This window comes from Pseudomonas sp. NFACC39-1, assembly GCF_900110355.1.
Classification (GTDB): Bacteria; Pseudomonadota; Gammaproteobacteria; order Pseudomonadales; family Pseudomonadaceae; genus Aquipseudomonas; species Aquipseudomonas tehranensis.
The window spans coordinates 77,255-89,839 of the sequence record NZ_FODL01000004.1 but is presented as its reverse complement, the minus strand read 5'-3'; the positions used below and the strand labels follow the sequence as shown (position 1 = coordinate 89,839).

Below are 12,585 nucleotides of genomic sequence, written 5' to 3'. Positions count from 1 at the left end.
AGCGGGCTTGTGTGGGAGCTGAGCTTGCTCGCGATGAAAGCACCTCGGTCTTTCAAATGACCGCGTTATCGTTCATCGCGAGCAAGCTCAGCTCCCACAAGCCCGCTCCCACATTTGTTCTTCACCGTCCTTTGAATTGCGCGACGTTGGCGGCTCGGGTATCGGCCGGTGCCTGGCCGGCCACGCCCAGGCGTTCGCCGGACTTGGCATCGAACAGCAGCACTTTCGAGGGATCGAACTGCAGCGTCAGGGTCTCCCCCACCTGCGGCGCCACGTCCGGCGCCAGGCGGCAGCAAACCTTGGTGTCGTTCAGGTTGACGAACACCAGCGTGTCCGGCCCGGTGGGTTCGGTGACCTGGACTTCGGCGCGAATGGTGGGCAAACCATTGGGCTCGTTGCCCGCCAGCATGATCTGTTCCGGGCGCAGGCCAAGGATCACCTCACGGTCTTCCAGACCCGCATCCTGCATGCCCATCGGCAGCTCGCAACGGGCCTGGCCACTGTCGAGCAATGCCAGCAGGCGACCGTCCTTGCGTTGCAGGCGCAGGGGGATGAAGTTCATCGGTGGCGAACCGATGAAGCTCGCCACGAACAGGTTGGCCGGGTTGGTATAGATGTCTTTCGGCGTGCCGAACTGCTGGATGATGCCGTCCTTCATCACCGCCACTTTGTCGCCCAGCGTCATGGCTTCGATCTGGTCGTGAGTCACGTAGACCGTGGTGGTCTTCAGGCGCTGGTGCATCAGTTTCATTTCGGTGCGCATCTCGACCCGCAGCTTGGCGTCGAGGTTGGACAGCGGTTCGTCGAACAGGTAGATCTTCGGCCGCCGCGCCAGCGCCCGGCCCATGGCCACGCGCTGTTGCTGGCCACCGGAAAGCTGGCCGGGCTTGCGGTTGAGCAGGTGCTCGATCTGGAGCAGCTTGGCCACGCGAGTGACTTCCTCATCGATGGCCGACTGATTCATCTTGCGAATCTTCAGACCGAACTCGATGTTCTCACGCACGCTCATGGTCGGGTACAGCGCGTAGGACTGGAACACCATGGCGATGTCGCGATCCTTGGGGCTCATGCCGCTGACGTCCTGGTCACCGATCATGATCGCGCCGCCGGTAATGGTTTCAAGGCCGGCGATGCAGTTCATGAGCGTCGACTTGCCGCAGCCCGAAGGGCCGACGAGGATCAGGAACTCACCGTCCTTGATCGACAACTCGATGTTCTTCAGGGTGTCCGGCAGACCGGCACCATAGGTCTTGTTTACATTGCGAAGTTCGAGCGTTGCCATGATTACCCCTTGACTGCGCCGGCCGTCAGACCGCGCACGAAATACTTGCCTGCCACCACATAGACCAGCAGGGTCGGCAGCCCGGCGATCATCGCCGCCGCCATATCAACGTTGTATTCCTTGGCCCCGGTACTGGTGTTGACCAAGTTGTTCAGCGCCACCGTGATGGGCTGCGAATCGCCGCTGGAGAACACCACGCCAAACAGGAAGTCGTTCCAGATCTGAGTGAACTGCCAGATCAGGCAGACCATGATGATCGGGGTGGACATCGGCAGGATGATCCGCCGGAAAATGGTGAAGAAACCCGCACCATCCAGTCGCGCCGCTTTCACCAGCGCATCGGGAATGCTCACGTAGTAGTTACGGAAGAACAGCGTGGTGAACGCCAGGCCGTAGACCACATGGATGAACACCAGGCCCGTGGTGGTACTGGCCAGGCCCATCTTGCCGAGCGTGAAGGAAGCCGGCAGCAGGACGGTCTGGAATGGCAGGAAGCATCCGAACAACAACAGGCCGAAGAACAACTGCGAACCGCGAAAGCGCCACATCGACAACACGTAGCCGTTCAATGCACCGATCGCGGTGGAGATCAGCACCGCGGGGACGGTGATCTTGATCGAGTTCCAGAAGTACCCGTCAACCGTGGCCCAGGCCTTGACCCAACCGATGCCGGTGACCACGGTCGGCCAGCTCAGCAGGTTGCCGGTGCTGATGTCTTCCGGTGTCTTGAAGCTGGTCAACAGCATGACCACCAACGGCACCAGGTAAAGCAATACGGCAAGGATCAGTACCGCGTAGATCGCGATGCGACTCAGGCTGATGGCAGGTTTGGCAGCGAGACTAGTCATGGCGCTTGGTCCTCAGCTCGGAGTACAGGTAAGGCACGATGATTGCGAGAATCGCACCGAGCATCAGAATCGCACTGGCCGAGCCCATGCCCATCTGGCCGCGACTGAAGGTGAAGGAGTACATGAACATGGCGGGTAGGTCAGAGGAGTAACCCGGGCCGCCGGCCGTCATTGCCGCCACCAGGTCAAAGCTCTTGATCGCGATGTGCGCCAGGATCATTACGGCGCTGAAGAACACCGGACGCAGGCTCGGCAGCACCACTTTCCAGTAGATGCGCGGCATGCTCGCGCCATCGATCTGCGCGGCGCGGATGATCGATTGATCAACACCGCGCAGGCCGGCCAGGAACATCGCCATGATGAAGCCCGAGGCCTGCCATACCGCAGCGATCACCAGGCAATACACCACACGGTCCGGGTCGATCAGCCAGTCCAGGCGGAAGCCTTCCCAGCCCCAGTCACGCAACAATTTGTCCAGGCCCATGCCCGGGTTAAGCAACCACTTCCAGGCCGTACCGGTGACGATCATCGAGAGCGCCATCGGGTACAGGTAAATGGTGCGGATGAAACCCTCGCGACGAATGCGCTGGTCAAGAAACACCGCCAGCAGTACACCGATCACCAGGGTGATGCCGATGAACATGCCACCGAAGACTGCCAGGTTCTTGCTCGCCACCCACCAGCGGTCGTTGTCCCACAGCCGTGCGTACTGCGCCAGGCCGGCCCACTTGTAATTGGGCAGAAAGGTCGAGGTGGTGAACGACAGAACAAACGTCCACAAGATGTAACCGTAGAAGCCCACCAGCACGATGAACATGCTCGGCGCCAGCACCAGTTTTGGTAGCCAGCGCTGCAATGCATCGAACGGCGAGGCCTTGCTGAACACAGCAACAGAACTCATGGGGAAATCCAGTACTTGAGAAAAAAGACTACTCGCATCCCTTGTGGGAGCGAGCCTGTGTGGGAGCTGAGCTTGCTCCCACAGACTCGCTCCCACAGGGGGGCGCGGTGCTAACGGTTACTTGGCCGACTGCACTGCTGCGCCAAGTTTCATGGCAGCATCGGCAGGATCGGCTTTCGGGTCGTTGATGTAGTTGGTCACCACGTCAAAGAACGCGCCCTGTACCGCCAGCGTCGTCGCCATGTTGTGCGCCATGCTTGGCTGCAGGCCGCCGGACTTGGCGTCCGCCAGGAAGTCCTTGGCCGCGGTCTGGGCGCAGGAATCGAAACCGTATTTGCCCATGTCGGCCAGCATGTCGTTGCGCACCGGAATCGAACCCTTGTTGATGCTGAAGACTTTCTGGAAGTTCTCACCCAGCACGACCTTGGCGATATCCTGCTGGCCGGCCGCGGTGCCTTCGTCTTTCTGCTTGAACACCGCCAGGGAGTCGATGTTGTAGGTGAAGGCCTTGTCGGTGCCCGGGAACGCTACGCACTCGTAGTCCTTGCCGGCGACTTTCTTGGCGGCGGTCCACTCGCTCTTGGCCCAGTCACCCATGATCTGCATGCCGGCCTTGCCGTTGATGACCTTGGCCGCTTCCAGGTTCCAGTCCTGCCCCTTGCCGTCGACGTCCATGTAGGTCGCGACTCTCTTCAACTCGGTCAGTGCCTTGACCATATCCTTGCCGGTAAGCGCGCCAGGTTTCAGATCGACCAGGGCATCCTTGTAGCCTTTGGCCCCCATGACTGAGAGCACCACGGCTTCGAACACGGTGCTGTCCTGCCAAGGCTGGCCGCCGTGGGCCAGCGCAATGAAGCCTGCTGCCTTGAGCTTGTCGCCGGCGGCGTAGAATTCTTCGAGGGTGGTCGGGTTCTTGGTGATGCCGGCTTTCTTGAAGACTTCGGGGTTGATCCACAGCCAGTTGACGCGGTGGATGTTCACCGGCACGGCGACGTAATCACCTTCGTACTTCACGGTATCGGAGACTTTCTTGTCGAGCAGGCTGTCCCACTTCTCTGCTTTGGCCACGTCTTTCAGGACGTCGGTGTCGAGCAGCCCGGTGGACGCCCACTCCTGGATGTCCGGGCCTTTGATCTGGGCCACACCCGGAGGGTTACCGGCCACGGCGCGGCTCTTGAGCACGGTCATGGCCGTGGAACCGCCACCCCCGGCAACAGCGCCATCCTTCCAGGTAAAACCGTCTTTCTCGACCTGGGCCTTGAGCACATCGACTGCGGCTTTTTCGCCACCGGACGTCCACCAGTGAACGACTTCGACGCTGCCTTTGGATTCGGCGGCAAGGGCGCTGACAGGGAATGCTGCGACGGGAAGCAGGGAAGCAAGAGAAATGACAGTAGCGAGGCGAGAAATCGCATTCATCTAGGAAGTACCTTTCTTGTTGTTATGCATGCAAGTCTGATGCTTGCGCTGCATGGATTCTAAACAGGGGAAATCCCTTGGCAGGTAACGAAGGGACGCGTAAATGTCACGGCATGGTTACACAGGCGCGGGGCTGGAGAGTTTCGCCAACGCCGTCGCCATGCTGGGGGCGAGGGGCAAACGCGGGATCAGCACCGCCTGCCAGGCGTGATACAAGTCCGGTTTGCCCGGCCAGATGTCGGCGCTGGGGCGGTTCTGCGGATCGAGTTCGTGGTGCCAACTACCGTTGCAACGGTCGATGAAATGTTTGTCACAGAACTCCCAGAACCGCCGGTACCAGACTTCGTATTGCGCCTCGTCGGTGCGTTTGAGCAAGGCGCTGGCGGCGGCCGCTGCTTCGGCATGCACCCAATGCAGGCGATGACGAACCACCGCGCGATTGTCCCAGTCCAGGGTGTAGACAATGCCTGGCGCGCCATCGACCTCCCAACCGTGACGGCAGTTCTGGTCAAAGAGTTTTTGCGCATCCTGGGCCAGCCAGCCGGGCGTCAACATGCCAATCTGCACCCGCGCGGCTTCTAGGTGCAACAGCAGCCGCGCCCATTCGAAACCGTGGCCGGGCGTGGTGCCGTAAGGGCGAAAACCGTCGGCGGGGTTGTCGTGGTTGTACTCGCGAAGCGGCTGCCAGTGGCGATCGAAATGTTCCACCACCAGGTAGTCATTGGCGGCGGCGTGGCCGTGGATGACCCGCTCAACGATACGCAGCGCGCGGACCAGCCAGCGGGGCTCGTCCGTGGCATCGGCCAGCGCCAGGAACGCTTCGGTGGCGTGCATGTTGCTGTTGGCGCCGCGATAGGCTTCCTCGCCGCTCCAGTCGCGGTTGAAGGACTCGCGCAGGGCGCCCTCCTCTTCGCTCCAGAAGTGCGCATCGATCACCCGCACGGCTTCATCCAGCAGCGCCTGGGCGCCAGGACGTTGGGCCACCACCGCGGAACTGGCCGCCAAGGCGACAAATGCGTGCAGGTAGGCGGCCTTGCCGGTGTCGCTCTCATGGGGTTGCGCCGTGGCGAACCAGCCGCCGTGCTCGGCGTCCCGCAGAGGGCCGCTGAGGGCCTGGACACCGTGGTCCACCAGTTCGGCGAAACCGGGCAGCCCCTGGATATGAGCCATGGCAAAGCTATGGGTCATGCGCGCGGTGTTCATGGTTTCAGCCCGGGCATCGTCCGGCAGGCGGCCCTGGTCGTCCAGATTGCCAAAGCCGTCCGGCAGCTTCGCGGCTTTGGCGAACGCCAGCAGGCGCAAGCCTTCGGCGGCAAGCCATTGCTGGTGGGCAGGTGCGTTCAGCCAACTACTGAAGGCCGGTTGGAAGGTGTCCATGGGAGTACCTTTTTTTGTTGTTTTGACGCAGGGAGTCTAAACAAGGGATGGCGGCCGGCAGGTAACGAAAGGGGCGAGTTATGTCACCGACTTGTGACATTCACTTGAGAGATGTGCTGAACCAGACGGCGTCATCGCGAGCAGGCTCGCTCCCACATTGGCGCCAGGGAATAAACAATTTTTGTGGTCGCCACCGAACCCTGTGGGAGCGAGCCTGCTCGCGAAGAACGATAACGCGGTCTGACTAATCGACACTGCGAGGCAACTGCAACGTCACCCGCAACCCCCCTTCACGCAGGTTTTGCAGGCTCACTTCGCCACCATGGCTATGGGCGATGTTGCGGGCGATACCCAGGCCCAGGCCGTATCCTTGCTGCTGCCCGGCCAGGCGAAAGTGCGGTTCGAAGACTTGCTCCAGGCGTTGCTCCGGCACACCCGGTCCCTCGTCGTCGACGTGCAGGATGAACGCGGTGTCATCGTCATCGATGTGCAGGTGGGCGTTCTGCCCGTACTTCAGCGCGTTGTCGATCAGGTTGCCGATGCAGCGTTTGAGGGCCAGCGGCTTGCCGGGATACGGCGCCAACGCGCGACCATCCTGGGTCACCCGACCGTTGCCGTTGGGCGCCAGATACGGTTCGACCAGGCAGTCGAGTACATGGTTGAGGTCCACCGGCTCGATGTTTTCGTGAATATCGGTGTCCTTGACGCATTGCAACGCGCCTTTGACCAACAACTCCAGTTCGTCCAGATCGCGGCCGAACTTGGCTTGCAGGTTTTCGTCTTCCAGCAGTTCGACCCGCAGCCGCAGGCGGGTGATCGGCGTGCGCAGGTCATGGGAAATCGCGCTGAACAATTGGCTGCGTTCGGTCAGGTAACGGCTGATGCGCTCACGCATGGCGTTGAATGCCCTGCCCACTTCCACCACTTCGCTGCCACCGCCTTCGGCCACCGGTTCCACTTCGGCGCCCAGGGACATGTCGCGTGCCGCCCGGGCCAGGCGTTTGAGGGGCCGGCTCTGCCAATGCACCAGCAAACCGATGAACAGCAACAACAGGCTGCTGGTCAGCACGATAAAGCCAACCTGCTGCGCCGGCAGGTCCTGTTCTTCAAGGCTGGTGTAGGGTTCGGGCAGCAGCGAAGCGATGTACAGCCATTCGCCCGGCGCCATCTGGATTTGCGTGACCAGCACCGGCGGGTTCACCGGTTCCAGGGTCAAGGCGTAATGGGCCCAAGAGCGCGGCAATTCATCAAGCTTCAGGCCGCCGTTGAAAATCCGCAGATCTTCGGGGCTGACAAACTTCACCGAGATGTCGGCATCCTTGCCCAGGGATTTGCGCAGTACATCGTCCACCGCCTTGAGCACCGCCAGCTTGCGCGGCGTAACCGGCAGCACGTCCATGCCCAGGGGTTTGTCGTTGAGCGTGACGACAAACCGCGTGCCGCCCATGCTGCGCAATTGATCCAGCACCAATGGCCGGTAAGCCACCGGCAACGAGCGCAGATAGCTGACACTGGCGGTCATCGAATGGGCCAGGCTACGGGCGCTGGTGACCAGCCCTTCGAGCTGGGTGGCGCGCAGTTGCGAGACCCAGATCAAGCTGGACAGGGTCTGGGCGAACAGCACCACCAGCAGGGTCAACAGCAGCATTCTTCCAAGCAACGAACGCGGCACCGGCACCCGTCGGGCTATTTTCTTGATCCAATCAATGACCATTGCTGGCAACCACACTGGCCGCCAGTTGATAACCACTGCCGCGCACCGTGCGGATCAACCGTGGTGGCTTGTCGGTGTCACGCAGACGCTGGCGCAAGCGACTGACGGCCATGTCGACGATTCGATCCAAGGGCATCAACTCGCGACCGCGAGTGGCGTTGCCAATGGTGTCGCGGTCGAGGATTTCCTGGGGATGGTCAAGAAACAGCTTGAGCAAGGCGAAATCGGCGCCGGAAAGAATCACTTCTTCGCCGTCGGCGTGGAACAGCCGATGACTGACCATGTCCAGCCGCCACTCGTCGAAGGCCAGCACTTCGCCGCCGGCGCGTTCCTGGCCAAACTGCGCCCGACGCAACAGCGCCTTGATGCGCGCCTGGAGTTCACGCGGACTGAAAGGTTTGCCCAGGTAATCGTCGGCCCCCAGCTCCAGGCCGATGACCCGGTCGGCCTCGTCGGAACTGGCCGTGAGCATGATGATCGGCACATGGGCCTGGCGCGGGTGCTGGCGAACCCAGCGGCAAAGGCTGAAGCCGTCCTCGTCGGGCAGCATCACGTCAAGGATCACCAGATCGCTGGGGGCTTCGTTCAGTGCCTGGCGAAACCCGGCGCCATCAGGGGTAGTACGCACCTGAAAACCCGCACGGCTGAGGTAAGTGTCCAGCAGTTCGCGAATCTCCTGGTCGTCGTCGACCAACAAAATCGATTTGTTCACTGAACTCACGGGGCCTCGTCCTTGTTGTTTGGGTTGGGGCGGATTATGCCTGAAGGACGGAATCTACAAACACTGCAAACCCTGTGGGAGCGAGCCTGCTCGCGATAGCAGTGTCTCAGTCGCCACGAATGTTGGCTGATACACCGCTATCGCGAGCAGGCTCGCTCCCACAGGGGGCACATTTCAACTCTAAACCGGGTTCGACTGCTCCAACGCCACACCCGCGCCCATCAGCCCGGAATAAGGCGCCGTCACCAGCCAGACCGGGATGCCCTTGAAGTAATCGCTCATGCAGCCCTTGTCGGCGAAGCAGCGGGCGAAACCGCTTTCAAGGAAAAAATCGGCGAAGCGTGGGACCACCCCGCCGACGATGTAGACACCGCCACGCCCACCCACCGTCAGCACATTGTTACCGGCCACCCGCCCCAGCCAGCGGCAGAATTGCTCGAGCACTTCCAGGGCAATGGGGTCTCCGGCCAGGCCGGCGGCGGTGATGGACTCGGGCGTGTCGAGCACCGGAGTATGGCCATCCACCGCGCAGATGGCGCGGTACACCCGAGGCAACCCGCTGCCGCTCAGGGCGGTTTCGGCGCTGACATGACCGATCTCGTTGTAGATGTGCTGCCACAGCTGGGTTTCCCGCGGGCTGCTCATGGGCAAGTCGACATGACCGCCCTCCCCCGGCAATGCCGCGAAACGACCGCCGCCCAAATCCAGCAACGTACCCACACCCAGCCCGGTGCCAGGGCCGATCACCACCGCCGGACGCAACGGTTCCGGCGTGCCCTCGCAAACCACCCGGTATTCATCGGGACGCAAGCACGTCATGCCCAGGGCCATGGCCGAAAAGTCATTGACCAGCAACAGCTTCTCGACCTCAAGGGTCTTGCAAAAGGCCAGATTGCTCAGGCGCCAGTGATTGTTGGTGAAGCGAAACTCATCGCCGCTGACCGGCCCCGCCACGGACAGGCACACCGAACCGATCGAGCCCGGTTTCAGGCCCACGCCGCTCAGGTAAACCTTGATGGCATCTTCGGGGCAGGCGTAATCCGCGGTCGCCAGCACCTGGATATTTTCCAGGTTGTGGTTCTTCCACAAGGCGAACCGTGCGTTGGTCCCACCGATGTCACCGACCAAAGCCAGTTTCAATTAAGCGTCTCCAGGGCAGAAGTGAAGGCGCTGGCGCCCTGCTCTGCCGAGCTGAAGGCCATGCGCATGAAACCAAACAGCTCGCGACCGGTGCCAATGTTGTTGCCCAACAAGCCCTTGGCCGGTGTGCGTGCGGCGAATTCCTCGGCGTCCACCTTCAACTCCAAGGTGCCTTTGACGCCATCGACGCGGATGATATCGCCCTCCTGCACGCGGGCCAATGCGCCGCCGACGTAGGCTTCGGGGCTGACGTGGATCGCCGCCGGAATTTTCCCCGACGCACCAGACATGCGCCCATCGGTCACCAAGGCCACTTTGAAACCGCGATCCTGCAATACGCCGAGGAACGGCGTCATCTTGTGCAGCTCCGGCATGCCATTGGAGCGCGGGCCCTGGAAGCGCATCACCGCGACAAAATCTTTTTCCAGCAGGCCGGCCTTGAACGCATCGGCCAGGTCCTGTTGATCCTGGAAGACCATGGCCGGGGCTTCGACGACCTGGTTTTCCAGAGCCACTGCCGAGACTTTCATCACGCCGCGCCCCAGGTTGCCTTCCATCACCCGCAAGCCGCCCTCGGCGGAGAACGCGCGGGCCACCGGACGCAGGATGTTTTCATCGAGGCTTTCGATCGGGCCTTCGCGCCATACCAGTTCGCCGTCTTCGAGAAACGGTTCCTGGGTGTAGCGGCTCAGGCCGTGGCCCAGCACGGTGTTAACGTTTTCGTGGAGCAAGCCGGCTTCCAGCAACTCGCGGATCAGGAATGACATGCCGCCCGCCGCCTGGAAATGGTTGATGTCGGCCTTGCCGTTCGGATAGACGTGACTCAGGGTCGGCACCACCTCGGAGAGGTCGGCCATGTCCTGCCAGGTCAGTTGGATACCGGCGGCCATGGCGATGGCCGGCATGTGCAAGGTGTGATTGGTGGAACCGCCGGTGGCGTGCAGCGCGACAACGGAATTGACCAGCGAGCGCTCATCAACGATTTCGCCGATGGGCATGAAGTTGCCGCTCTGCTTGGTCAGGCGCGTGACCTGGAACGCCGCTTCGCGGGTCAGGGCATCACGCAACGGCGTGTTCGGGTTGACGAACGAGGCCCCCGGCAAGTGCAGGCCCATGACTTCCATCAACAACTGGTTGGTGTTGGCGGTGCCGTAGAACGTGCAGGTACCGGGGCTGTGGTAGGACTTCATCTCCGACTCCAGCAGCTCTTCGCGGGTGGCCTTGCCCTCGGCATAACGCTGACGCACATCGGCTTTCTGCTTGTTGGAAATGCCCGAGACCATAGGTCCGCCTGGCACGAAAATCGTCGGCAAATGACCGAAACGCAGCGCGCCCATCATCAGGCCTGGCACGATCTTGTCGCAGATGCCGAGCATCAGTGCGCCGTCAAACATGTTGTGGGACAACGCCACCGCCGTCGACAGCGCGATCACTTCACGGCTCGGCAGGCTCAATTCCATCCCCGCCTCGCCTTGGGTCACGCCATCGCACATGGCCGGCGTGCCACCGGCGAACTGGCCAACCGAGCCGATCTCGCGCAAGGCTTTCTTGATCTGTTCCGGGAAGGTTTCGTAGGGCTGATGGGCCGAGAGCATGTCGTTGTAGGAAGACACGATGGCGATGTTGGCTGCGTTCATCATCCGCAGGTGATGCTTGTCTTCGGTGCCGCAACCGGCCACGCCGTGGGCGAAGTTGGCGCATTGCAGCTTGCCGCGCATCGGTCCGTCGCTGGCCGCACCGCGGATCAATGCAAGGTAAGCCTGACGCGTGGCGCGGCTGCGGGCGATAAGCCGTTCGGTGACCTCAAGAACGCGGGGATGCATGTGTAGAACTCCAGGCTAACGGGTGTGGCGACCTGATTGTCTATGCTGGTCAAAACCCCGCCACGCATTGGGCGACAGCGGATTTCTTGACCATTCGGACCAGTTGATTCAGGTCACTCGTTGTAGATAAAACAAAATATTGCCACTAAAAAGGCTTGTTTTCTATTTTTATGCGAATAATCTTGTAATTCCAACAACAAATCGACGGCGGCGCAGTTAATGACTCTTCGAATCGCAATCAATGGTTTTGGCCGCATCGGCCGCAACGTCCTCCGTGCACTGTATACCCAAGGTTATCGTCGCGACTTGCAGATCGTCGCCATCAACGATCTGGGCGACAGTGCAATCAATGCTCATCTGCTCAAGTTCGACACGGTTCACGGCACCTTCGATGCCGACGTGCAGCACGATCACGAAAGCCTGACGGTCAATGGCGACCGTATCTCGGTCAGCGCTATCCGCAACCCGGCCGAACTGCCTTGGGCCGCCGAAAAAATCGACGTCGTGTTCGAATGCACCGGTTTGTTCACCGACCGCGCCAAGGCCGCGGCCCACCTCAGCGCCGGCGCCCGCAAGGTGATCATTTCAGCCCCGGCCAAGGGTGCCGACGCCACCGTGGTGTATGGCGTGAACCACGACATCCTGCGCCAGTCCCACCAGATCATTTCCAACGCTTCGTGCACCACCAACTGCCTGGCCCCGGTGGCTCAGGTGCTGCACCGCGAACTGGGCATCGAAAGCGGCCTGATGACCACGATCCATGCCTACACCAATGACCAGAATCTGACCGACGTCTATCACAGCGACCCATACCGCGCCCGTTCGGCCACCCAGAACATGATCCCCAGCAAGACCGGTGCCGCCGAGGCGGTGGGCCTGGTGTTGCCGGAACTGGCGGGCAAGCTGACCGGTATGGCCGTGCGCGTGCCGGTGATCAACGTGTCGCTGGTGGATTTGACCGTGCAGCTCAAGCGTGAAGCGTCGGCCGAAGAAGTCAACGAACTGCTGCGCCAGGCCAGCCAGCATTCGAAGATCCTCGGTTACAACACCCTGCCGCTGGTCTCCAGCGATTTCAACCACAACCCGCTGTCGTCGATTTTCGACGCCAACCACACCAAGGCCAGCGGCAAGCTGCTCAAGGTACTGGCCTGGTATGACAACGAATGGGGCTTCTCCAACCGCATGCTGGATAACTGCCTGGCGTTGTGTAACGCCGAATAATGTTCGGCACCGTAGGAGCTGCCGAAGGCTGCGATCTTTTGATCTTGATGTTTCGCTTGCGACTCAATTGAGCCGGAAAAGATCGCAGCCTGCGGCAGCTCCTACATGAAATCAGGCCTTGACCATCGCGGTAGATGAT

The 12,585-nt window shown here is 61.2% G+C and carries 10 protein-coding genes; 1 reads left to right on the top strand and 9 read right to left on the bottom strand.

Annotated features, from left to right (window positions below):
* Window positions 1-121 precede the first annotated feature (121 nt).
* From BMY45_RS09820 to edd, 9 genes are all read right to left on the bottom strand, one after another.
* A complete protein-coding gene (locus BMY45_RS09820) occupies window positions 122-1,282 on the bottom strand; it encodes an ABC transporter ATP-binding protein (protein WP_092397067.1) in 1,161 nt (386 codons plus the stop codon).
* Window positions 1,283-1,284: 2 nt separating this feature from the next.
* The gene (locus BMY45_RS09815; protein ID WP_092397065.1) at window positions 1,285-2,130 is read right to left on the bottom strand and encodes a carbohydrate ABC transporter permease; all 846 of its coding nucleotides are present in this window, start codon (window positions 2,128-2,130) and stop codon (window positions 1,285-1,287) included.
* Complete coding sequence (locus BMY45_RS09810) at window positions 2,123-3,031, bottom strand: carbohydrate ABC transporter permease (protein WP_092397063.1); 909 nt, start codon at window positions 3,029-3,031, stop codon at window positions 2,123-2,125. Before BMY45_RS09810 ends, BMY45_RS09815 begins: the two co-directional genes overlap by 8 nt.
* 117 nt (window positions 3,032-3,148) lie before the next feature.
* Entirely contained in the window at window positions 3,149-4,450 is a 1,302-nt protein-coding gene (locus tag BMY45_RS09805; RefSeq protein ID WP_092397061.1) for an ABC transporter substrate-binding protein, read from the bottom strand.
* Window positions 4,451-4,567: 117 nt separating this feature from the next.
* Window positions 4,568-5,827 (bottom strand): D-mannose isomerase, encoded by a 1,260-nt coding sequence (locus tag BMY45_RS09800; RefSeq protein ID WP_092397059.1) that lies wholly within the window; start codon window positions 5,825-5,827, stop codon window positions 4,568-4,570.
* Between the two features lie 244 nt (window positions 5,828-6,071).
* Window positions 6,072-7,499, bottom strand: a complete 1,428-nt coding sequence (locus tag BMY45_RS09795) for an ATP-binding protein (protein WP_371264111.1) — start codon at window positions 7,497-7,499, stop codon at window positions 6,072-6,074.
* Between the two features lie 31 nt (window positions 7,500-7,530).
* Window positions 7,531-8,262 (bottom strand): response regulator, encoded by a 732-nt coding sequence (locus BMY45_RS09790; protein ID WP_092397055.1) that lies wholly within the window; start codon window positions 8,260-8,262, stop codon window positions 7,531-7,533.
* 180 nt (window positions 8,263-8,442) lie between these two features.
* Window positions 8,443-9,402 (bottom strand): glucokinase, encoded by a 960-nt coding sequence (locus tag BMY45_RS09785; protein ID WP_047228366.1) that lies wholly within the window; start codon window positions 9,400-9,402, stop codon window positions 8,443-8,445.
* Entirely contained in the window at window positions 9,399-11,225 is a 1,827-nt protein-coding gene (edd, locus tag BMY45_RS09780; RefSeq protein WP_047228367.1) for a phosphogluconate dehydratase, read from the bottom strand. Before edd ends, BMY45_RS09785 begins: the two co-directional genes overlap by 4 nt.
* Before the next feature lie 219 nt (window positions 11,226-11,444).
* On the opposite strand from edd, the gene gap reads away from it, so the two are divergent.
* The gene (gene gap / locus BMY45_RS09775) at window positions 11,445-12,446 is read left to right on the top strand and encodes a type I glyceraldehyde-3-phosphate dehydrogenase (RefSeq protein ID WP_092397053.1); all 1,002 of its coding nucleotides are present in this window, start codon (window positions 11,445-11,447) and stop codon (window positions 12,444-12,446) included.
* Window positions 12,447-12,585: the final 139 nt, after the last annotated feature.